We start from the raw sequence: 21,391 nt of genomic DNA, 5'->3' as shown, positions 1-21,391 counted from the left end.
TATTGAATTTAATTAAAAAAATTGTGGAATTTTTATGACAACGCAGTATTTGCAATTTCCTAATATCGATCCAGTGATCTTTTCAATCGGCCCATTGGCTGTCAGATGGTATGGTTTGATGTATCTGATTGGTTTTGTCGCGGCAATGTACATTGCGAATAAAGCGGCTGATAAGAGCAACGGGGTGTGGACAAGAGAACAAGTTAGTGACTTGTTATTCTATGGCTTTCTTGGGGTTATTCTTGGCGGTCGAATTGGTTATGTGCTGTTTTATCAGTTTGATCTGTTTCTTGCCGACCCATTATACCTATTTAAGGTCTGGGAAGGTGGCATGTCCTTCCACGGCGGTTTATTGGGCGTGATTACTGCAGTGTTTATTTTTGCTCGTAAAGAGAATAAACACTTCCTTGCCGTTGGTGACTTTGTTGCTCCATTGGTTCCTATTGGACTCGGAATGGGAAGATTGGGTAACTTCATTAATTCTGAATTATGGGGGCGCCCAACAGATGTTTCGTGGGCTTTTATTTTTCCTACCGACCCTGAGCAACTACCACGTCACCCATCACAGCTTTATGAATTCTTCTTAGAAGGCGTTGTGTTGTTTTTTATTCTGTATTTTATGAGTAAAAGAAAGCAGTCGCCAGGTATGCTGTCAGGAATGTTTTTAATTGGTTACGGTATCTTTAGAATGTTTGTCGAGCTGTTTAGAGAGCCGGACGATCACCTGGGTTTCTTCTTTGAGTATATTTCAATGGGACAAATCTTAAGCTTGCCTATGGTAATTGTTGGATTATTCATTATCATTTATGGCTCAAATCGCCAAGTAAATACGACATCAAAATAATAGGGTAGGCTAGTCAATAATGAGACAATATTTAGATTTATGTCAGCGCATCGTTGATGAAGGCGTTTGGATTGAGAATAAGCGAACCGGTATCAAGTGTTTAACGGTGGTAAACGCTGATCTTGAATACGATGTCGCAAACAATGCGTTCCCTCTTATTACAACGCGTAAGAGCTTTTATAAAGCGGCTATTGCTGAACTATTAGGTTATCTGCGTGGCTACGACAGTGCGGCTCAATTCCGTGAAATAGGTTGTAAAACGTGGGATGCCAATGCTAACGAGAACGAAGCATGGTTAAATAATCCTGTTCGTAAAGGTGAAGATGACATGGGACGTGTTTATGGCGTTCAAGGCCGTGCTTGGCAACGTCCTGATGGTTCATCACTCGATCAACTTAAGAAAGTTGTCGATAACTTATCTAAAGGCATCGATGATAGAGGGGAGATTGTCACCTTCTATAACCCTGGTGAATTTGACTTAGGGTGCTTGCGACCATGTATGTACTCGCATCAGTTTTCTTTACTAGGCGATACTTTGTACCTAAATAGCACACAAAGAAGCTGTGACGTGCCGCTAGGTTTAAACTTTAACCAAATTCAGTGTTTTGTATTGTTAGCGTTAATGGCACAAATTACAGGTCACAAAGCTGGCAAGGCGTACCATAAGATTGTTAATGCTCATATCTATGAGAACCAGCTTGAGTTAATGCGTGATGTTCAATTAAAACGTGAGCCATTCCCTGCACCTCAGCTTAAGATTAACCCTAAGATTAAATCATTAGAAGATATTGAAACTTGGGTGACTACCGATGATTTCGAGGTGGTGGGCTACCAATGCCATGAACCGATTAAGTATCCATTTGCGGTTTAATGACAATTCAAATATAAAAAAGGCGTGTTAAGCGCCTTTTTTATCACAGGCTCTCAAGGGTGTTTGTTTATCAAAAAACAAGGTAAGTTCTGCCACGGTAATACCAAACTTTTTCATTTCTGCCTTGTTGAAAGCCCGATAGTCGTCAATCTGATATAGCCAGTCATCTAGCGCGAAATGGTAATTGGTTTCGTCAACATCTAAAGAAAGTGTATATTGCCATTTGCCAGCAAAACCATTAACCGCGCCAAAGCCTGCACCAATAACGTCTTCAGCTTCTCCTGTATACTGATTAGTACTGGTTTTTGTTAGTTGCCAGTTGCGATAACTCACTTCTCCATCGTCAAAATAAAACGTTTCGGCGAGGAGACCCACGTTATCTTCCCATGTTCCTGTCATTTCAACACAAAAGCGCCGGGTCACTTTACCTTGGAAGTCTTGCACCATGCCCCATGCGACCATCGGGCCATTAAAGTAGGTTTCGTAACGCAGACTAGGCTGGGTCTCATTATAATCGTTAAGTTGTGCTTGGCAGCCGGAAATGATGACAGCAGATAAGCCAATAAAAGCCGCTTTGGTTTTGCTCAGCTTATAACCATTATTCAGCATTGTTTTCTCCAAGTAATTGACGTCTAAGGGAGGGTTGACTGGTATTTTCACTTAGCCAGATAGCGACAAAGTCACCAGCAAAATTAGGGTCCTCAACAATGCCTCTGAAGCTATCGTTGTAGTAAAAAGCGGTAAGCTCGTTAGTGACATACATTGATAGTTTGTCACCTTTGGAAATATCAGGCCATAGGGCTTGAATGTGGCCTAAGTAACCTTGGTATTGAGATTCCTCCAGGCCAATGTGCTCCCATTGCTCGATGGTTCGTTCGATAAGATCTTTTGATTTAATATCGCGTAGATAAGTGATCTCAAATAAATAGGTTTCGTCTGGGTCATATTTACCGGATGGGCTAGCAAGGCGACTTTGGTATATGTCCCAAAAAAGCACGCGAAATTTGGCGCTTCCTACCTCTTTGTAGGTTGATTGAATTTCGTTAAGTTGAAGGGGCTGGCTATACGCGAATGTTGAACTCAGCGTCAGGGCTGAGCACAATGTTGCTTGTTTTATGAGCTTAAGCAAGCTGCTGTTGGTGTTTGACATAAGAGATCCTAAACAATCCGTACAGAAGTGGTGCCCAAATAACCGCGAGTATTGCTAATGTTATACCCGTGCTATAGCCAAAACTGACTGCTTCAAATTTGTAGCCTGCTAAATAGCTCAATGGCGGGAAGATAAAGCCTATTGCTAGCGTAAGTAACTTGCGCTCTTTAAGTATCGCTAAACTATGATTTAGGGTAGCGCCGAAAGCTGCCCAAATAAGCATTAACCAAGCAGGGATAAACAGTGTTTGCTCTTTAAAACTAAACACCTCTAAGTACATTAGTCCTGTGTCGAGGATCGTACCGAGTACCATGACGAGCGCAACGGTGTTAATTTCATTCGATTTTCTGAAGTACCAACAATGAATCGTGAGCAACAAGATACCGAACGGTAATGCGCTGTTTTCAAAAAAAATCGCACTGAACCAAATTGCGTTGAAGCCTAAGTTGTTGATTAACCACATCTCATTTGCCGGGTATTTGCGTGCTTATAAACTTATAAACGTATGTTTTGCGTTTTTAGATCGCTTTGAGAGAAAATATTATGTGCTTAAAAAGCAAACCAAAATATCAAGGCAGAGAATAACCTACCACTGCACGACTTACTTCAAACTAGATAAAGAAACCGACAAAGTGACCGATGTCGACTTTTCAGGAAATTCATGTGTAGCCAATAAGGCGTCATAACCTCATAATCACGGAAAGAAAGGCTACCATGGGTAGTCTTTCTTGTTTTCATTGGCTCTTCTTAGTGGGAAGGTGAATTATTTAAGAGCAGATTGATTGCCGTTTCACACATCTCTTCGATCGTTGAGCTTTGTGTGTAGATACCGTCAATGTAGAGTTTTGCCAAACCATGCATAGTGGCCCATGTTACTTGCGCTAAACGAGTGGGGTTCTCAGATGATGGAAAAATCCCTTGCTGTTGCCACGTCCGTGTCATTTCTACTTGGTACTGAAAGCAGGGGTAAGAAACACTCGTTAGTGTGCTGTTATCATCGCCACTTTGCCATAGTTGATGACCGAACATGAGCTCGTAAATAGCTGAATTGTCGATAGCAAACTGAATATACTTTAAGAAAAATTGTTTAAACTTTTCCTGAGGTGACAGCGAATCATCATTATTGATAGTTTCCGCCATTTCCGTCCATTGAGCGAAGCCTTGAGCAGCGATGGCACATAGTAAATCATGTTTATCTTTAAAGTGATGGTAGGCGGCAGTTCGCGAGACATTGACCTGTTCAGCAAGTTTACGCAAAGATAAGTTATTCACACCATCTTTTTCAATCATACTCGTTGCTGACTGAATCAACGCTTCACGTAAGTCACCGTGATGATACTTTGCTTTTTTATTGGTGCTAGATACTGCCATGATTTTCCTATTTACAAATTATAAACTTTTACGAGAGCGCACAGCGACGTTTGAAAAAATTAAACCTGCCACAAGCGACATAAAAATTAAAAAGGTTTGTGAACCAATGTCAGGTACGTGAAGCATTTCTTTGCCTGAAATAGCTGTGTTCAAACCAATAAATACTTTACTACCAGGTACAAGTACAACAAGACCTAAGAGTAATACGATACTCGATGGTAAATTCATTACTCTTGAGAATAAATTACTGTAAACACCTAAAGCAAATGCTCCTGCAAAGGCACCTAGTGCGTAGCCTAGATAGGCACTTGCCCAAAGGCTAGTACCAAAGGCGACAAAACCACCTAAAATCGCCCAAGGGGCGTCTTTTTTCCTGAGCCTAAATAATACGGCTAGCGTGGTTGAAAGAATAAATACAGCTAACCAAGCCGTCCAACTTGCCAATGGTGTTGATGCTACAAACGTCAACGGTTGCCAGATGAGACCACCAATAGACATACCCAAGAAGGCGCCAAAGTAGAGTTTAAACAACGTCATAATGGCGTCCATGATCCTTGCTGTGCCGGAGAGTAAATGGCGTGCTGACAATTCCGATAAACCGAGCGTGAGCGACAAGCCAGGAATAAAGACAATAATCGACGATAGGACTACAAGAGGCACATTAACATGCGCATCAAAGGAGGCGATTCCACTTGCCGCCAATGCACAAACTAATGCCGATAAAGGCTCAAGCATTTCAGTCACCCGTTTTGAACGCTCAGACCAAAAGATTAAAATAGCGACGACTAGCCCCAAAATAGTTGACCAAATTACGTCATTCCAACTTGTGTGCATTAACATTGCGAATGCACCTGATGACGCACCAAAGGCAATTAACGTTGATAGCCTACCGTAAGGGTTAGGTTTGTTGGCAATCTCATCAAGTCGCTCTATTGACTCGTCGAGGGTGCGTTTACCCGAAATCAATTCGTCGACAAGTTCATCGGTACGTGCAAGTGATCCTAAATCCAATTCGCTAGGTTTAACTCTGACAAGAAAGTTATGTTCTTGGTCGTCATCATCGAGAAAAACAAACGTTAGGGACGTTGGTGTAATAATGAACCATGCTCGTAATTCGAGAAAGTCAGCAACGTGCTGTAGGTGGGCTTCACTTCTAAAAGAGTTGGTACCAAACTTATGTAAAGCTTTACCTAGGCCTATGATAAAACGACGTTTTTGTTTAAAAGTTGCTGCTTTTGGCATGATTGACGCAATTTGTAACTAATACTCATGACTATTTTAATTAAAAAATGCTTTAATAGCAGTAACAATACCAATTTTATTAAATATTTAGTGAATTCATCGCTTCGATGAGGAAGTAAGAGCAAAGCAAATTGAATTGGTACAAATCAAGAATTTAAGAGAGTTTGTTTATGACGTTATTGATAATACTGGCGTGCGTCTTTGGTGGCGTTGCGTTGATGGTACTTTTAGGTGAAAAGTACGGCAAACCTATGGATGAGCAACAGCAAGGAAAGTATTCTAAAATCATTATGATTTTGGTTTTTGTATTGCTTATTGCCGCTATGATCAGAGGAATCATGTAGCTATTTTTGTTCATCTGAATGCTTTATTCGAGTAAAAAACTAAGGTAGAGTTAGCCATATAGACATCCAAAACAAAAAGTACAGGCTATGTTCGACATTCCAACACCTTCTCTAAAAGGCAAAGTTTCTGACGCTGAGTGGCAAACTCGTGTTGACTTGGCTGCTTGTTACCGACTTGTTGCTATGCATGGTTGGGACGATTTAATTTATACACATATCTCTGCACGCATTCCTGATACCGATGATTATTTAATTAATGCGTTTGGTTTGGCGTTTGACGAAATCACCGCATCGAACCTTGTAAAAATCGATATTAATGGCAACGTTTTGGATGATGATAGCCCATTCGATATTAACCCCGCAGGATTCACGATTCATTCAGCGGTCCATCAAGTGCGTCACGATGCGATGTGTGTGCTCCATTTGCATAACAACGAAACCATTGCCGTCGCAAGTTTAGAAGAGGGCTTGTTACCGCTAAGTCAGTATGCAATGTTTGCTTTAGCATCAATGAGTTATCACGATTATGAAGGTTTGGCTGTTAACGCAGATGAAAAGTTACGTTTGCAGTCAGACTTAGGCGACAAGAACTTTATGTTGTTGCGTAATCACGGTGGCTTAACGCTTGGTAAAACAATTGGTGATGCCTTTATGCATATGTATGACTTAACTCGAGCTTGCCAAGTGCAGCTGCAAATTATGTCTACCGGCATGAAACCCGTGATGGTTGAACAGGCGATTGTTGATAACATTAAAGCGCAAGCTAATGTCGTTCACTCAGGGCTTACCGGTGGACAAAAATCATGGCCAGCGATGCTTCGCCGTGTTTACAAAGCAGATCCAAGTTTTGCTCAATAGAATTTAGGTATAACAATGAAAGTAACTCATGTAGAAATTTTTGATATCCACTGTCCGGAGCGTCCGCCGTGGAATCCTGTATTTGTTCGTATTCACACTGACGAAGGTATTAGCGGGGTAGGTGAAGCTGGTTTAGCGTATGACTGGGGTCACAGTGCGGCAGCCGCGATGATCAAAGAAATCGCCGAAGCTGTGCTGATTGGCTTAGATCCATTTCAAACTGAAATGTTGTGGTCTCGTATGTTGCGCGAAAGCTTCTGGGGGTTAGGTGGCGGCCCGGTACTTTATTCAGCAATGAGCGCAATTGATACCGCATTGTGGGATATCAAAGGCAAAGCATTGGGTGTACCTGTGTACCAGTTACTTGGTGGCAAAGTAAATACGAAATTAAGAACCTATGCAAGTCAGCTTCAGTTTGACTGGGACAAAGAATGTAAGAAGCTCATTGAGCCTGAAGAATATGCAGAAGCTGCCCATAAAGCGATGGCCGAAGGCTATGACTGCGTTAAGGTTGATCCAATTGTTTACGATGCTAATGGTGAGTCTTCATTTGATCGCACTAAACTATTTACTAAGCCTCAAATGAAGCTTTTTGGTAATCGATTGCGAGCAATTAGAGAAGCTGTTGGCGACGATGTCGATATTATATTCGAAGCGCACTCGTTAATGGGGGCGGCATCAGCGATTCAAATGGGAGAGGTCATAGAAGAAGTTGGCTGCATGATGTTTGAAGAACCAGTCAATTACTTGAACTCAAAAGTGCATAAGAAAGTCTCTGACAATTTACGGGTACCTATTGCCGGTGGTGAGCGTTTGTATCATCGCTGGGACGTCCGTCCGTATTTTGAAGATCAGTCAATCGACGTACTACAACCAGATGTTGGTTTATGTGGAGGATTCACTGAGGCGAAAAAAGTATGTGATTACGCAGATGTATATGACATACGTATTCAAGCACATGTTTGTGGTGGACCTGTTGCCACAGCGGCATCATTGCATTTAGAAACTGCTATTCCTAATTTCTTAATTCACGAGCATCACACCTATGCAATTAAATCGTGGAATAGGGAGTTATGTATTCAAGATCCACAGCCTAAAAATGGGGTGTTTGAAGTATCGGAAGCGCCAGGTATTGGTATTGAACTAAACGATGAAGTCGTTAAACGCTCACCACATGTCACAGTAAAATAAAATAATAAAAAAGGAGCTTAATCGCTCCTTTTTTATTATCTGTTAGCCGTGCATCAATAAAAATTTTCCGAGTAGCTCTTCCTCGGTTTCGACATTATCTGGGTCTTTGATAATGCAGTCGATTGGACAAACTGAAACGCAGGTAGGGTTGTCATAATGACCAACGCATTCGGTGCATTTGTCGGGATCTATTTCATAAATTTTATCACCAAGTGCAATTGCCTCATTCGGACATTCGGGATCGCACATATCGCAGTTAATGCAAGCGTCTAATATTTTTAATGCCATGGTTACTTACTTTGCCTGTAAAAAAGGGTTACGTGTATTTTCACCCTCTTCTAAATAGCGTAGCAGAATACCGTGGGTAAGGTCTAAGTCCGTCTCTAAAGATAATGACACTTTGTGACCAGAACCTTTGGCATCTTTAATCACTTCACCTTTATTATTTTCCATATGGGTTAGGGTAAAGCTTTGGTTACCATTAGGCGTCATGAGTTGAAGTTCATCACCGACTAAAAACTTATTTTTTACGTCAATATCGATTAAACCATTAGCTGGATTTAATCCGGTAACTTCACCGACAAACTGCTGAGTTTTGCTGATTGAGTAGCCGTATTCATAGTTCTGTGTGTCGCCATGGCGATGACGACGTAAAAAGCCTTCGGTATAACCACGGTGGGCTAAATGCTCAAGATCAACATTTAAGCGGTCATTAAATGGCCGGCCTGCGACAGCGTCATTAATCGCTTGTCGATAGATTTGTGCAGTGCGAGCACAGTAATAAAACGACTTAGTACGGCCTTCAATTTTCAATGAATGAACGCCAATTTTTACTAACCTTTCAACTAACTCCACCGCACGCAAGTCTTTTGAGTTCATGATGTAGGTGCCATGCTCGTCCTCAAACGCAGGCATATATTCACCTGGTCGGCCTTGCTCTTGCAGTAGGACGATTTCATCACTCGGTGTGTAAATTTCAGGTTCAGGTTGCGACGCAATGGCAATGACGTCGCCCGTTTCGTTTTCCTTTGCTTCGTGGACATCGTATTTCCAGCGACAGGCGTTGGTGCATGTGCCTTGGTTTGGGTCACGTTTGTTAATGTAGCCTGATAATAGGCAACGACCAGAGTAGGCCATGCATAGCGCACCATGTACGAAAACTTCTAATTCTACCTCAGGGCATTGTTGGCGAATTTCTTCAATTTCATCGATTGATAGTTCACGCGATAATATTACCCGCTCAACCCCTTGCTGATACCAAAACTTAACGGTTGCCCAGTTAATCGCATTTGCCTGTACCGACAGATGGATAGGCATGTGGGGGAAATGCTCTTTAACTAACATGATTAAGCCTGGATCTGACATGATTAATGCGTCAGGCCCCATATCAACCACAGGTTTTAGGTCTTTAATAAACGTTTTCAGTTTACTGTTATGTGGTGCAATATTGGTAACGACGTAGAACTTTTTACCTAAGGCATGTGCTTCATCAATACCTATTTTTAGATTATCTAAATTAAATTCGTTATTTCGCACGCGCAATGAGTATCGAGGCTGACCTGCGTAAACCGCATCAGCACCGTATGCAAAAGCATAACGCATATTTTTTAAACTACCTGCTGGGGATAGCAATTCAGGAGAAAACATCTACATTCCTACTTAATCACAAGGCCGCGTATTTTACAGCTCCGCACGCTTGGCCTTCAACATGAAGAATGTAAACCGATTATTAATTCGCACTTTCTTTGATGTATATCAAAAATCATTATTTTGTAATGATTTACCTTATTTTAATTGTTTGTTCAGAAGTGCATGATAAAACACAAATTTGTGCTATTTTGTAATTAGGTACTAAATTTAAGGATTTCTTCTATGGCAACAGAAAATGCCCTCTACATAATCTTGATAGAGAAAATAAAACAAGACGCGCTAGTATTACCAACCTTACCAAAAATTGCCTTAAAAGTTAGGGAAGCAGCCGACGACCCAGAGGTTAACCTAAACCAAATGAGTGACATTATTAGCCAGGATCCTGCCTTATCGTTAGGCATGTTGAAAGTGGCAAATAGTGCGATTATGGGACGTTCAGTAAAAGTAGAAACAGTAAACCAAGCAGTCACTCGTATCGGTTTACGTCAAATTAAGAGTATTGCTACGGCAATGGCACTTGAACAAGTATTCATCTCTGACAATGAAATTATCAGTATGTACCTGAAAAAGTCATGGGAAAAAACTGTTGAAGTGGCGTCTGTCGCTATCGCATTAATGACATTCTACAAAAATGATAACAAACACTCGCCATTAACCCTCGATACGCTAGCACTTGCGGCGCTTATCCATAATGTTGGCGTGTTACCTATTTTAACGGAAGCCAAAAACCACCCTGATGTATTTGCAAATCCAACGTTCTTGCAACAAGCAATTATCAAGCTTGCAAGTCCTGTAGGTGCAGAAGTGACAAAGGCGTGGGGCTTTACTGAAGACTTTACCGAAATTGTTCGCGACTGGAGCGACCTAACAGTACTTCCGAAAGAGGTCAGTTACCTGGATTTTATTCGCGCGGGTGCTATTAAAAAAGGTATTTTCAAATCAGAATCTACGTGCTCTGTATTATTGAAAAGCTATGCAGACAAAGGTGTAATGCCTGACGTTGGCTTTATGGATACGCCAGAGTTTGAAGAAATGGCGGCAAACGTGAAGGCAATGTTTAACTAATTATTAGTTGAAGTGATTGATAGTAAAAGGGCCTCATTCGAGGCCTTTTTTGTTTTCAGAAATAAGGAGTCGAAAACCATAAACCTAGTCATACATTGAAAACCGCTTTATATATGCTAGCTTAAAAGAATGACGGTTTTTAAGCATTCTCTTCTCATCTTTCTTATGTGTTGGCACGCTATTGTACTGAGTGCTGACAATAAAACTATATCTGTAGGGGTAGCTCACTTTCCTCCATACAGTATTGATGACTTAGATGAAATTACCGGTGCGGAAGTGGATATAGTTAAGGAAAGCTTAGCTATCATGGGGTACCAGGTTAACTTTGTAAGTTATCCATATGGTCGTCTACCAATCGCATTCAGTACTCGAGAAGTTGATTGCACAATCGTGACCCAAAAGAACTTTTCAGAGATAAGCGTGTACTATTCCGATATTGTGTTACCTGAATATCAAACGGTTGCGGTGCATTTAAAGAAGAACAACTTTGATATTAACTCGATAAATGATTTAAAAGCTAAGTCCATCATTGCCCATCAACGCGCTCACCTTTTTTATGGCGAAGAATATAAATCGATTGCCGATAAAAACAAAGATACAGGCCTTTATCAGGAAACCGCAAGGCAAGAAACACAGGTAAGAATGATGTTCCTCGGTCGTATTGATGTGATCGTGTTAGCCCATGAAATATTTTTATACTTTCAGGAGCGAGCTGATTATCAGCAAAAAAATAGGGATTACCAAGTCTCTAAAATATTTGGTGATAAATTTGGTTTCTACAATGCGTTTTGGGATCAAGCTGTACGTGACGATTTCAATGTAGGATTAGAGAAAATAAAGGTCAATGGCACCTATCAAGCAATCTTAGAGCGTCACCTTAAGAACTACTCTACAACTGATGTGTTGCAAACGGTGCCTGCCTCATCGCAATAACAATCCACTTTCAGTGTCATATTTACTGGTAATAAATTAGACAATACTAACTTGCGCTTTAGTTGCAATTCCAACTTGCTATTTGTTGATAATTTGATATTGTTTAGACGTCTAAACGTTTATATGTAAAAACTTCTAAATTGAGTTTTTATCAAGTTATTGAATTACAGCAATATTGGATAAGCTAGCATGCCAATTAAAATCCCAGATCAGTTACCTGCATTAAATATTCTCGGCAATGAGAATATCTTCGTGATGTCTGAACATCGCGCAGTAAACCAAGATATTCGTCCGATGGAAGTGGCGATCTTGAACTTAATGCCAAACAAAATTGAAACGGAAGTGCAAATTCTACGCATGCTATCGAACACGCCTTTGCAAATTAACATTGAGCTCGTGCGCATTCATAAAAATCCGTCGAAAAATACGCCGACTTCACATTTAGAGTCATTTTATCGTTTATTCGACGACGTGAAAGATAAGCAATACGACGGCTTAATTATTACTGGCGCACCGCTTGGTTTAATTAATTATGAAGATGTAAGCTATTGGGACAAAATCTGTGAAGCCTTTGATTGGGCGCAGCAAAATGTTGTCTCAACCATGTATCTTTGTTGGGCTGCACATGCCGCGCTTTATTACCATTACGGCATTGACCGTGAACTGCGCGATGAAAAGCTATCAGGCGTATATAACCATGAAGTACTGTTACCACTGGAGAAGCTAACGCGTGGTTTTGATGACGAGTTTAAGGTACCACATTCACGCTATGCCCAAGTCACTGAGCAAGATTACCAATCAGTCGACGGCTTAAACATTGTTGCACAATCTGATGAGGCAGGTGTTTACTTGGTGGCTAGCGAAGATAAACGTCATGTGTTTGTTACAGGACACCCAGAATATGACGCACATACCCTAGCTCAAGAGTATCAGCGTGATGTTACGATGGGCCTTGAGCCAAAAGTGCCTGTTAATTACTTTAAAGGTGATGATCCAAATAACGATCCAAGAAGCAGTTGGCGTAGTCACGGCAGTTTATTATTTAATAACTGGATAAACTATTACGTTTACCAAATCACCCCATACCAATTAGATGCTGAGCATATTCAGACATCAATCACAGGAGAGTAACGTGCAGCAGTTAGCATCGTTTAATCAATTAACACAGGCCTTAAAAAACAGCATTTTAATCTTGGATGGTGCAATGGGAACCATGATCCAAGCATACAAGCTCGAAGAACAGGATTATCGTGGCGAGCGTTTTAAAGACTGGCATTGCGACGTAAAAGGCAATAACGATTTGTTAGTGCTTACTCAACCTGAGATTATCCGCACCATTCATGATGAATATTTGGCAGCAGGCGCTGACATTCTAGAAACCAATACCTTTAACGCAACGACGATTGCAATGGCTGATTACGAGATGGAAGATATCAGCTATGAGATCAACTTAGAAGCGGCAAAAATAGCGCGTCAGGCGGCGGATGAATACAATAAAAAGACACCAGAAAAACCACGTTTTGTAGCTGGTGTGTTAGGGCCCACTAACCGTACATGTTCTATTTCCCCAGATGTTAATGACCCTGCATTTCGTAACGTTAGTTTTGAAGAATTAAAGCAGGCGTATATTGAATCAACTACTGCCCTAATAAAAGGTGGTAGTGACATTATCTTAATTGAAACTATCTTCGATACACTAAATGCAAAAGCTGCGGTATTCGCTGTTGAAACGGTCTTTGAACAAGAAGATGTCCGTTTACCTGTGATGATTTCAGGCACCATCACCGATGCCTCAGGTCGCACATTATCGGGGCAAACCACTGAAGCTTTTTATAATTCATTACGACACGCCAAGCCAATTTCATTTGGTTTGAACTGTGCTCTAGGTCCCGTGGAGCTTCGCCAATACGTTGAAGAATTAAGCCGTATAAGCGATTACGCGGTATCTGCTCACCCAAATGCCGGTTTACCTAACGCATTTGGTGAATATGACTTTAGTGTTGAAGATATGAATCAACATATTGAGGAGTGGGCTCAGGCAGGCTTTTTAAATATCGTTGGTGGTTGTTGTGGTACTACACCTGATCATATTCGAGGCATGGCTGAAACGGTCGCAAAAATAAAACCAAGAAAGATTGAAGCTAAACCCATTGCATGCCGACTATCCGGTCTTGAAGCGCTAACCATCGAAAAAGAAAGTTTATTTGTTAACGTAGGTGAGCGAACCAATGTGACAGGTTCGGCGATATTCAAACGTTTAATCACTGAAGAAAACTACGATGAGGCAATTTCAGTCGCTTTACAACAAGTTGAAAACGGCGCCCAGATAATCGATATCAATATGGATGAGGGCATGCTTGATTCCAAAGCTGCCATGGTGCGCTTTTTAAATTTGATTGCCGGTGAGCCTGATATTGCCAAAGTGCCAGTGATGATCGATTCGTCGAAATGGGACATTTTAGAAGCAGGCTTACAATGTATTCAGGGTAAGGGGGTTGTTAACTCAATTAGCTTGAAAGAAGGGGAAGAAATTTTCCGCGAGCAGGCAGAGCTAATACGTCGTTACGGTGCGGCCGTTATCGTGATGGCATTTGACGAAACAGGTCAAGCAGAAACCCGGAAACGTAAGTTCGAGATTTGTCAGCGCGCGTATCATATTTTGGTGGATGAAATTGGCTTCCCACCAGAAGATATTATTTTCGACCCAAATATCTTCGCGGTAGCAACAGGTATCGATGAGCACAACAACTACGCTGTTGATTTCATCGAAGCAGTAAAAGACATCAAAGAGCACTTACCACATGCGATGATTTCTGGTGGTGTCTCTAACGTATCCTTCTCGTTCCGTGGCAACAACCCTGTTCGTGAAGCGATTCATGCTGTGTTCCTTTATCACTGTATTCGAAACGGCATGGATATGGGGATTGTCAATGCAGGTCAGCTGGCGATTTATTCTGATATTCCAAAAGACTTATTAAAAGCCGTTGAAGACGTGGTATTGAACTCAGATGACGGCGCAACCGAACGCTTACTAGATATTGCTGAAGAGTATCGTGGACAAGCCGGTAGCAAAGATAACAAAGCGAATCTTGAATGGCGCGAATGGCCTGTAAAAAAACGTTTAGAGCACGCACTTGTTAAAGGTATCAATGAGTTCATTGTTGAAGATACCGAAGCAGCAAGACTCGAGGCTAATCGTCCGCTTGACGTTATTGAAGGGCCATTAATGGATGGCATGAACGTGGTTGGTGACTTGTTTGGCGCTGGTGAAATGTTCTTACCACAAGTGGTTAAGTCGGCGCGTGTAATGAAGCAAGCCGTTGCCCATTTACAACCGTTTATTGAAGAAGAAAAAACCGAAGCAAGCTCAAACGGCAAAATCTTATTAGCTACGGTAAAAGGCGATGTGCATGACATTGGCAAAAACATTGTTGGCGTTGTACTTCAATGTAATAACTTCGAAATCATCGATCTTGGGGTTATGGTGCCATGTGAAGAAATACTGCGTGTAGCCAAAGAAGAAAAGGTAGATGTGATTGGTTTATCAGGGTTAATTACACCATCACTTGATGAAATGGTTCACGTTGCTAAAGAGATGCAACGCCAAGGTTTTGATTTGCCATTATTAATTGGTGGTGCAACAACTTCCAAAGCGCATACGGCAGTTAAAATAGAACCCCAATACGAGCATCCAGTGGTGTATGTGCCAAATGCTTCACGTTCAGTGTCGGTGGTAAGTTCGTTATTATCTGATGAACTACGCCCTGCATTTATGGAGCGTCAAACTAAAGAGTATGAACGAGTTAGAGAACGTCATTTCAATAAAGGCCCACGTTCAACACTTGTCTCGTTAACAGACGCACAAGCTAATCCAAGCCCTATTAACTTTGACAATTACACGCCAACAAAGCCGAATAAGTTGGGTGTGACCGTGATTGACGATTTAGATTTAAACGTTGTTCGCAACTACATTGATTGGACACCGTTTTTCATGACATGGCAGTTATCGGGTAAGTACCCGAAAATCCTTGAGCACGAGCTAATTGGTGAAGAGGCAACTAAATTATTTAACGATGCTAATGCGATGTTAGATGACGTAATTAATAACAAAAAGCTTAGTGCTAAAGCAGTGTTTGGATTATTCCCTGCAGTGCGCGAAGATGACGATGTGCTTTTATATAGTGACGAAGCGAAAACTCAGCATTTACTAACAACCCATCATTTACGCCAACAAGGTAAAAAGCCAGCAGGACAGTACAACCGTTGTTTAGCGGACTATATCGCATCGAAAGATTCAGGTGTTGATGATTACATGGGGGCATTTGCCGTGTCTGCAGGTTTTGGTTGTGATGAGCTGGTTGCTGAACTTGATGCGAAACACGACACTTACAATAGCATTTTGATGAAAGCTGTAGCCGACCGTTTAGCAGAAGCGAGTGCGGAGTATCTGCATGAGCAAATTCGCAAGGAATATTGGGGGTATGCGGCAGAAGAAAACTTTGATAACGAAGCGTTAATTCGAGAATCTTATCAAGGTATTCGCCCGGCGCCAGGTTACCCAGCTTGTCCTGAGCATACTGAAAAGGGCACTATCTGGAAGTTACTTGATGTTGAAAACAACATAGGCATGGAGCTCACCTCTAGTTATGCAATGTGGCCCGGTGCTGCGGTTAGTGGTTGGTACTTTGCGCACCCTGACGCCAAATATTTTGCAGTGGCGAAAATAGATCACGACCAAGTGCAAAATTATGCTGACCGAAAAGGTTGGGACTTAGACACAGCAGAGCGTTGGCTAGCACCTAATTTGGAAGATTAGTTAATCGCTAACTGGACGAAAGGCACAACATAATGTTGTGCCTTTTTTGTTCGTTATCGTTTGTTTTTTCATGACTTTTGGCAATTGTCGGGTTCGTGTCGTGTTACTCAGCTGTATTTTTTGTCATAAACTACACTTTACTTAAGTCGGAATAAGATGAGTTATTATGACAATTAAACAAAGAAGATTAGATAAAGGATGGTCACAAGAGGATCTAGCTGAGCTAGCGGGGGTTAGTGTTCGTACGATTCAACGTCTAGAAAGTGGTCAGCAGCCAAGTTTAGAGTCATTAAAATGTTTAGCTGCTGTGTTTGAAACCTCCGTCAGTGAGTTATCTCAAACGTTGTTTCAAGAAACCGAAGCCCAAAACCATGATGGCCAAGAGAAAGTGTTACCACCGACGGGGTTGTTGTATCAAGTGGAGCGTGATGCGATAGACTTTGCTCAATCGATCTTAAAAGGGCCTAAAAAAGGAGAGCAAGAACCGATCACAAAAGTTGAACGTGATGCGATAAATTATGCCAAGGGTTTATTAGCGCGTTTAAATGCGACTGAATAAGAGTTTCTTCCAAGACTCGCAAAAAAAAGGCATAACCGATAAGGTTATGCCTGTGGAATTACCACGAGAGGAGGGTATACATTACGTTTGTTTATGGCCTTTTAATGCGTAGTAAAGAATAAATGCATAACAGGGCAACATCACCAGATAGCCACCTTGTTGACCTAGCGAAGTATTACTTAACAACCCCCAAAATAATGGGCCGAATGCACCGCCCGCAATGCCCATTACGAGTAAAGCAGAGCCTGTAGATGTTAACTTGCCTAAGCCTGATAAGGCCAAAGGCCAAACGGCAGGCCAAACAATTGCGTTAGCTAAACCAAGAAAGGCAATACAAAGCAGGGTATCTGGCAACATTGCGCCGCCAAATGGCACGAGTAGTGTTTCAGCAATCACGTAAGACTCACTATCTCCTAACACTACAGCTAAGGTTAGTAACAGGCCTAATACGGCTGAAATTGATAATGCGCCAGGCTGAGAGATAAAGCGTGGAATCGTTAAAATACCAAGCACATAACCTAATACCATGCAGACCATGGTGTATGACGTCATCACTGCATAGTTTTCAATGCCTAAAGACAGGGCGTAGGTACCTATGGTATCCGCCGCAATCACTTCTACCGCAACGTAAACAAAAATCGCTATTACACCTAATGCTAATGGTTTGTGAGCAAGTGTTTGTTTAATTAAGTTTTCACCTTTATGCTCTGGCTCTTTCTCCAGCTCCGGTAGTGGTGACTTGAAAACTGCTAATGCTAATACGCCAATAAATATGGCCATACCTAAATAAGGGGTAACTAGAGAGTTTGCCATGGCGTCAATTTGTGCAGTTGTTAGCTCAGTGCCAACTGTATCTTGGAAGCTACTTGCGATTAGCGCACTAAATACAAGTGGTGCTACAACACCTGCGCCTTTATTAAGAATGCCCATAATGCTCACACGAACGGCAGCTGATTCTTCCGGTCCTATTCTAACAACATAAGGGTTTACCGCTGTTTGCAATAAAGTTTGACCCGCACCCATAACTAGTTGAGCGAATAAGAACAACGCAAAAATTTGCGTTTTGGCTGCAGGGATGAATAGAAGGCCAGCTAGCATCATGCCCGTCATGCCTAGTGCCATACCTTTCTTGTAGCCTACCTTGCGAATTAACCAAGCTGATGGAATGGCAGTGAAGGTAACAGCAATATAAAACGAGAAAAGAATTAACGACGCCTGAAAAGGTGTTAATGCCAAGACTTGCTTTAAATAAGGCATTAAAGAGCCGTTTATCCAGGTAGCAAAACCTAGGATGAAAAACAAAACAGCGACGATGGTCATAGGCACCACGCTGCTTTGTTTAGTTTGCGCAATCGCATTTGCTGTCATAATACTTCCTCATTCTTTTATAAATTATTGTTTTTATGTTGTTTTAATTAATTTATGTTGTGTACGTTTGTACGCCACCTACCCATGTTTTTTGAACGTTAAAGTTATCGTCCAACAACACCATATCGGCGCAATGATTAACGGTTAAACGGCCGCGATGGTGGCTTTCATTGATGTAATTAGCGGGGTATAAGCTTGCCATGCGCAGTGCTTCATCTAGTGATTGATGAGCAAATTTATGGCAGTTTTTAACGGCAGTCGCCATATCGAGTACCGAGCCAGCTAATTCACCCGTTGTTGACGTTAACTTGCCGTCATGTAAATGAACGGTGCGATCAAAAAAGGCAAATTTATTATCTTCAGTGCCTACTGGTGGCATTGCGTCAGTCACCAAGAAGACACTACCTTGTGCCTTTGCTTTTAATGCAATTTCGCAGCTGGTGTAGTCCACATGGTGCCCATCAATAATTAACCCGGAGTAAGTGTGATCGTTAAGTAGGGCGCAACCGACTACACCTGGTTCGCGTGAGGTTAGCGCTGACATCGCATTGTATAGGTGCGTAAAACCACTTGCACCAGCATCTACTGCTCGTTGAGCCGTTTTATAATCTGCATTGGTGTGTCCTATGCAAACTTTAATGCCTAATGAAACCATTCGGGAAATGTCGGCAGCTTGAACGGTCTCTGGCGCAATCGTAACAATAATCTTGCCCAGATCCTTACGTGAAAGAATTTCCCATTCAGCCTCACTTATTGGCCTAATATATTCGGCACTGTGAGCTCCTTTTTTAGCTACGCTTAGATGAGGGCCTTCAAAATGTACCCCAACAATACCCGTTATCCCTTCATTGATGGCGTCGCTGATAGCTTGTGCAGCAAGAGCCATTTGATCAACATTGTCTGTAATAAACGTAGGGAGCATCGCCGTTGTGCCAAATTTATTGTGAGCAGCGAATATTGCTTTTATGCCTTCTACTGTCGGCGTTGAGTTAAACAATACACCGCCACCACCATTGACTTGTAAATCGATATACCCCGGTACAAGCAAGCCTTGGTAGTTTACTTGGCTATCTGCAACATTAGGTTCTATTGCTAAAATTTTGCCGTTGTTAATCGTTACGCGACAATTGTTGTAAAACCGTTCACCGTCGAACAATTTGGCTACGCTAATACTCTTTTCGTTCATTACAAAGTCCGTGTTACTTTTTTGAGGCCTTTTGGCTCATCTGGATTAAAACCACGATACACGGCTACATTGGCAACGTCTAAATAAAATCGCTGTAATACAATTAGTGGCGCTAGGCGAGGATGTATTTCATTGTCAGTTTGTTTGATATCGACAACACTTGCACCACGGTGCCTAACTTCTGTTATTTGTTCTTGATGCGCCTGTAAGCTCTCATCAAACACTTGACAGTTAATCACTGCTAAGCCTTGTTCAACGAGGGTCACAGGGCCATGCAAGAACTCTGCACTACTAAATGATTCGGCATGAATACTGGCTACTTCTTTAAGTTTTAACGCCATTTCTTTTGATACCGCAAATCCTAATCCGCGACCAAGTACTACTAAGTTTTTAACGCCTTCAATAGATTCTGGCGTTAATTGTGGGGCTGACTCAATCATTGATTGCAGCGCTTCAGGTAAGCTATCAAGCGCAGATACCAATATTTGGTTATCAGTCCAGTAGGCTGTGAGCTGAAGTAAAGCGGATAGTGTTGCTAAATAGCTCTTTGTAGCCGCCACAGATATTTCAGCACCTGCTGATAATGGCAGAACATCGTCAACAATTTCACCTAATGGCGAGGTTTCGTCATTCACTAATGCTACACAATATGCCCCCGCATCTTTGGCCATCTTCGCTTGTGCTAAAATATCTGGGCTTCTACCTGATTGAGAGATAACAATGACAAAACTACGATCCAGCTTTAATTGTTTGTTATAAACACTTGAAACAGATGGGGCTGCTGAGCTCACGGGAATGCCGGCTTCAACTTCGATTAAATATTTGCCAAATACGCCCGCATGGTCAGATGAACCACGGCCAATAATCATCACATTTGTTGGTGCTAATTGTTGAAGCTTTTGTGCAATCGATTGTGCAGTTGCTTTGTTGTTTTTGAGCTGTTGCTCGATAACTTGAGGCGTTTGTTTCGCCTCTTGTTCCATTAGAGTGTTTGTCATAGTAAAACCTATTATTGTGCAGCGATGGCAACTTGCTGCTTAGCAAAAAGAACCGAGCCCATTTCGGGAGGGTAAACAGGCTCAGATAAATTGGCTTGTACATCTTTTTCAAGCCAAGGGACGATGAAACTCGACAAACCACCAATAATTGAAAGACGAGGTGGATTTTGTTGCGATAACCGTTTGGCAACGCTACTCAAATATTGAGCGCCTTCTAAAATGATTGCTTTGGCAATTTTGTCGCCCTCATTAGCACGGGCGAAAACGTAACCGGCGAGTTGTGCATAATAAGTTGCGGGCTTTCCTGCAATCGCTTCGACTAAAGCAAGAGCATCTTGTGCTTTTGTGTGCGTTAAAATATCTTGGTTAAGTGTTGTTGGCTCGATTAGGCCATCAAGCGATAGCAATACGTTTTTCGTTGCCTGTAAACCAATCCAAGCGCCACTGCCTTTATCTCCATGAGGGAAGCCATGTGCGCCCACCATAAATGGTCGTTGATCAACGTAACTAAACCCACATGAACCCGTGCCCGAAATCATGACAGCACCATCTTTACCTTGGTGTGCACCAAGGCAGGCGATTAATAAATCTGTTGTTAAATGCATAGCTTTAAACGGATGTTGCCATGCTGACATTTGTTCAAACAAAACAGGTAGGTTTACCCCAGCTAAACCAACACCAGCAACTAAATCACTAAGCCTAACGTTAGACAACCCAGCATCATCAAGTGCAAGTAAAGCTGACTCTGTTATTGAGTGTGTTGCCTGCTCAAAACCGTGAATAGGGTTTGCAGGTCCAGATATCCCTGTGCCTAATACTTTATTGTCTTCAGAAACAATGATGGCTTTACACTTACTGCCACCACCGTCAATTCCTAAAAAGTATGTTTTATTTTCTGTCGGCATTTTGACCTCTTAGGTAACTCTTTCTTGAGTTACTAAATAA

21 protein-coding genes are annotated in these 21,391 nt (G+C 41.8%); 10 read left to right on the top strand and 11 right to left on the bottom strand.

Features of this window, described 5'->3' with window-relative positions; all coding sequences use genetic code 11:
- Nucleotides 1–34 precede the first annotated feature (34 nt).
- Together lgt and QQK05_RS06255 are read left to right on the top strand one after the other, a co-directional pair.
- Nucleotides 35–844, top strand: a complete 810-nt coding sequence (gene lgt / locus QQK05_RS06260) for a prolipoprotein diacylglyceryl transferase (protein ID WP_284296721.1) — start codon at nucleotides 35–37, stop codon at nucleotides 842–844.
- A gap of 19 nt (nucleotides 845–863) precedes the next feature.
- On the top strand, nucleotides 864–1,715 hold the full coding sequence (locus QQK05_RS06255) for a thymidylate synthase (RefSeq protein ID WP_284296720.1): 852 nt from the start codon (nucleotides 864–866) through the stop codon (nucleotides 1,713–1,715).
- Between the two features lie 27 nt (nucleotides 1,716–1,742).
- On the opposite strand, the gene QQK05_RS06250 is transcribed toward QQK05_RS06255, so the two are convergent.
- The 5 genes from QQK05_RS06250 to QQK05_RS06230 all read right to left on the bottom strand — a co-directional run bounded on the left by QQK05_RS06250 (nucleotide 1,743) and on the right by QQK05_RS06230 (nucleotide 5,478).
- A complete protein-coding gene (locus tag QQK05_RS06250; protein WP_284296719.1) occupies nucleotides 1,743–2,324 on the bottom strand; it encodes a DUF3833 domain-containing protein in 582 nt (193 codons plus the stop codon).
- Nucleotides 2,314–2,865, bottom strand: coding sequence for a chalcone isomerase family protein (locus QQK05_RS06245; RefSeq protein ID WP_284296718.1), 552 nt, complete (start codon nucleotides 2,863–2,865; stop codon nucleotides 2,314–2,316). The genes QQK05_RS06250 and QQK05_RS06245 overlap by 11 nt, the downstream gene beginning before the upstream one ends.
- The gene (locus QQK05_RS06240; protein WP_284296717.1) at nucleotides 2,837–3,328 is read right to left on the bottom strand and encodes a DUF2878 domain-containing protein; all 492 of its coding nucleotides are present in this window, start codon (nucleotides 3,326–3,328) and stop codon (nucleotides 2,837–2,839) included. The genes QQK05_RS06245 and QQK05_RS06240 overlap by 29 nt, the downstream gene beginning before the upstream one ends.
- A gap of 284 nt (nucleotides 3,329–3,612) precedes the next feature.
- Complete coding sequence (locus QQK05_RS06235) at nucleotides 3,613–4,236, bottom strand: TetR/AcrR family transcriptional regulator (RefSeq protein ID WP_284296715.1); 624 nt, start codon at nucleotides 4,234–4,236, stop codon at nucleotides 3,613–3,615.
- 18 nt (nucleotides 4,237–4,254) lie between these two features.
- Complete coding sequence (locus QQK05_RS06230; protein ID WP_284296695.1) at nucleotides 4,255–5,478, bottom strand: threonine/serine exporter family protein; 1,224 nt, start codon at nucleotides 5,476–5,478, stop codon at nucleotides 4,255–4,257.
- Between the two features lie 170 nt (nucleotides 5,479–5,648).
- Between QQK05_RS06230 and QQK05_RS06225 the strand changes: the two genes are divergently transcribed.
- The 3 genes from QQK05_RS06225 (at nucleotide 5,649) to QQK05_RS06215 (ending at nucleotide 7,871) form a co-directional block, all read left to right on the top strand.
- On the top strand, nucleotides 5,649–5,822 hold the full coding sequence (locus QQK05_RS06225) for a hypothetical protein (protein ID WP_284296693.1): 174 nt from the start codon (nucleotides 5,649–5,651) through the stop codon (nucleotides 5,820–5,822).
- Nucleotides 5,823–5,909: 87 nt separating this feature from the next.
- Nucleotides 5,910–6,680, top strand: coding sequence for a class II aldolase/adducin family protein (locus QQK05_RS06220; protein WP_284296691.1), 771 nt, complete (start codon nucleotides 5,910–5,912; stop codon nucleotides 6,678–6,680).
- Between the two features lie 15 nt (nucleotides 6,681–6,695).
- Nucleotides 6,696–7,871: a mandelate racemase/muconate lactonizing enzyme family protein gene (locus QQK05_RS06215; RefSeq protein WP_284296690.1), complete on the top strand. Its 1,176-nt coding sequence runs from the start codon at nucleotides 6,696–6,698 to the stop codon at nucleotides 7,869–7,871.
- 42 nt (nucleotides 7,872–7,913) lie between these two features.
- Here QQK05_RS06215 and QQK05_RS06210 read toward each other — a convergent pair whose 3' ends face one another.
- Nucleotides 7,914–8,159: a YfhL family 4Fe-4S dicluster ferredoxin gene (locus QQK05_RS06210; RefSeq protein ID WP_284296689.1), complete on the bottom strand. Its 246-nt coding sequence runs from the start codon at nucleotides 8,157–8,159 to the stop codon at nucleotides 7,914–7,916.
- A 6-nt stretch (nucleotides 8,160–8,165) separates the two neighbouring features.
- Nucleotides 8,166–9,518 carry a prephenate-dependent tRNA uridine(34) hydroxylase TrhP gene (gene trhP / locus QQK05_RS06205; RefSeq protein ID WP_284296688.1) on the bottom strand — a complete coding sequence of 451 codons (1,353 nt, stop codon included), beginning with the start codon at nucleotides 9,516–9,518 and terminating at the stop codon, nucleotides 8,166–8,168.
- Nucleotides 9,519–9,743: 225 nt separating this feature from the next.
- Between trhP and QQK05_RS06200 the strand changes: the two genes are divergently transcribed.
- The 5 genes from QQK05_RS06200 to QQK05_RS06180 all read left to right on the top strand — a co-directional run bounded on the left by QQK05_RS06200 (nucleotide 9,744) and on the right by QQK05_RS06180 (nucleotide 16,894).
- On the top strand, nucleotides 9,744–10,586 hold the full coding sequence (locus QQK05_RS06200; RefSeq protein WP_284296687.1) for an HDOD domain-containing protein: 843 nt from the start codon (nucleotides 9,744–9,746) through the stop codon (nucleotides 10,584–10,586).
- 129 nt (nucleotides 10,587–10,715) lie between these two features.
- A complete protein-coding gene (locus tag QQK05_RS06195; protein ID WP_284296686.1) occupies nucleotides 10,716–11,519 on the top strand; it encodes a substrate-binding periplasmic protein in 804 nt (267 codons plus the stop codon).
- Nucleotides 11,520–11,708: 189 nt separating this feature from the next.
- The gene (gene metA / locus QQK05_RS06190; protein WP_284296684.1) at nucleotides 11,709–12,650 is read left to right on the top strand and encodes a homoserine O-acetyltransferase MetA; all 942 of its coding nucleotides are present in this window, start codon (nucleotides 11,709–11,711) and stop codon (nucleotides 12,648–12,650) included.
- 1 nt (nucleotide 12,651) lies between these two features.
- Complete coding sequence (metH, locus tag QQK05_RS06185; protein ID WP_407704864.1) at nucleotides 12,652–16,335, top strand: methionine synthase; 3,684 nt, start codon at nucleotides 12,652–12,654, stop codon at nucleotides 16,333–16,335.
- A 166-nt stretch (nucleotides 16,336–16,501) separates the two neighbouring features.
- Nucleotides 16,502–16,894, top strand: a complete 393-nt coding sequence (locus tag QQK05_RS06180) for a helix-turn-helix domain-containing protein (protein WP_284296682.1) — start codon at nucleotides 16,502–16,504, stop codon at nucleotides 16,892–16,894.
- 81 nt (nucleotides 16,895–16,975) lie between these two features.
- On the opposite strand, the gene nagP is transcribed toward QQK05_RS06180, so the two are convergent.
- Genes nagP through nagK form a run of 4 tightly spaced genes read right to left on the bottom strand, consistent with a single transcriptional unit; the run spans nucleotide 16,976 to nucleotide 21,351 of the window.
- A complete protein-coding gene (gene nagP / locus QQK05_RS06175; protein WP_284296680.1) occupies nucleotides 16,976–18,262 on the bottom strand; it encodes an N-acetylglucosamine MFS transporter NagP in 1,287 nt (428 codons plus the stop codon).
- A 52-nt stretch (nucleotides 18,263–18,314) separates the two neighbouring features.
- Nucleotides 18,315–19,448, bottom strand: a complete 1,134-nt coding sequence (gene nagA / locus QQK05_RS06170) for an N-acetylglucosamine-6-phosphate deacetylase (RefSeq protein ID WP_284296679.1) — start codon at nucleotides 19,446–19,448, stop codon at nucleotides 18,315–18,317.
- Complete coding sequence (nagB-II, locus tag QQK05_RS06165; RefSeq protein WP_284296678.1) at nucleotides 19,448–20,446, bottom strand: glucosamine-6-phosphate deaminase NagB-II; 999 nt, start codon at nucleotides 20,444–20,446, stop codon at nucleotides 19,448–19,450. Before nagB-II ends, nagA begins: the two co-directional genes overlap by 1 nt.
- Before the next feature lie 11 nt (nucleotides 20,447–20,457).
- Entirely contained in the window at nucleotides 20,458–21,351 is an 894-nt protein-coding gene (gene nagK / locus QQK05_RS06160) for an N-acetylglucosamine kinase (RefSeq protein WP_284296677.1), read from the bottom strand.
- Between the last annotated feature and the right edge of the window lie 40 nt (nucleotides 21,352–21,391).

Origin of the sequence: Thalassotalea loyana (genome assembly GCF_030161435.1) — a bacterium.
Classification (GTDB): domain Bacteria; phylum Pseudomonadota; class Gammaproteobacteria; order Enterobacterales; family Alteromonadaceae; genus Thalassotalea_G; species Thalassotalea_G loyana.
Note: the sequence above shows the minus strand (reverse complement) of the source record. Positions and strands in the feature narration are given on the sequence as shown.

Bases quoted from the DNA above. Each gene is read 5' to 3' on its own strand.
- lgt (WP_284296721.1), top strand. From the start codon at position 35: ATGACAACGCAGTATTTGCAATTTCCTAATATCGATCCAGTGATCTTT.
- QQK05_RS06255 (WP_284296720.1), top strand. From the start codon at position 864: ATGAGACAATATTTAGATTTATGTCAGCGCATCGTTGATGAAGGCGTT.
- QQK05_RS06250 (WP_284296719.1), bottom strand. From the start codon at position 2,324: ATGCTGAATAATGGTTATAAGCTGAGCAAAACCAAAGCGGCTTTTATT.
- QQK05_RS06245 (WP_284296718.1), bottom strand. From the start codon at position 2,865: ATGTCAAACACCAACAGCAGCTTGCTTAAGCTCATAAAACAAGCAACA.
- QQK05_RS06240 (WP_284296717.1), bottom strand. From the start codon at position 3,328: ATGTGGTTAATCAACAACTTAGGCTTCAACGCAATTTGGTTCAGTGCG.
- QQK05_RS06235 (WP_284296715.1), bottom strand. From the start codon at position 4,236: ATGGCAGTATCTAGCACCAATAAAAAAGCAAAGTATCATCACGGTGAC.
- QQK05_RS06230 (WP_284296695.1), bottom strand. From the start codon at position 5,478: ATGCCAAAAGCAGCAACTTTTAAACAAAAACGTCGTTTTATCATAGGC.
- QQK05_RS06225 (WP_284296693.1), top strand. From the start codon at position 5,649: ATGACGTTATTGATAATACTGGCGTGCGTCTTTGGTGGCGTTGCGTTG.
- QQK05_RS06220 (WP_284296691.1), top strand. From the start codon at position 5,910: ATGTTCGACATTCCAACACCTTCTCTAAAAGGCAAAGTTTCTGACGCT.
- QQK05_RS06215 (WP_284296690.1), top strand. From the start codon at position 6,696: ATGAAAGTAACTCATGTAGAAATTTTTGATATCCACTGTCCGGAGCGT.
- QQK05_RS06210 (WP_284296689.1), bottom strand. From the start codon at position 8,159: ATGGCATTAAAAATATTAGACGCTTGCATTAACTGCGATATGTGCGAT.
- trhP (WP_284296688.1), bottom strand. From the start codon at position 9,518: ATGTTTTCTCCTGAATTGCTATCCCCAGCAGGTAGTTTAAAAAATATG.
- QQK05_RS06200 (WP_284296687.1), top strand. From the start codon at position 9,744: ATGGCAACAGAAAATGCCCTCTACATAATCTTGATAGAGAAAATAAAA.
- QQK05_RS06195 (WP_284296686.1), top strand. From the start codon at position 10,716: ATGACGGTTTTTAAGCATTCTCTTCTCATCTTTCTTATGTGTTGGCAC.
- metA (WP_284296684.1), top strand. From the start codon at position 11,709: ATGCCAATTAAAATCCCAGATCAGTTACCTGCATTAAATATTCTCGGC.
- QQK05_RS06180 (WP_284296682.1), top strand. From the start codon at position 16,502: ATGACAATTAAACAAAGAAGATTAGATAAAGGATGGTCACAAGAGGAT.
- nagP (WP_284296680.1), bottom strand. From the start codon at position 18,262: ATGACAGCAAATGCGATTGCGCAAACTAAACAAAGCAGCGTGGTGCCT.
- nagA (WP_284296679.1), bottom strand. From the start codon at position 19,448: ATGAACGAAAAGAGTATTAGCGTAGCCAAATTGTTCGACGGTGAACGG.
- nagB-II (WP_284296678.1), bottom strand. From the start codon at position 20,446: ATGACAAACACTCTAATGGAACAAGAGGCGAAACAAACGCCTCAAGTT.
- nagK (WP_284296677.1), bottom strand. From the start codon at position 21,351: ATGCCGACAGAAAATAAAACATACTTTTTAGGAATTGACGGTGGTGGC.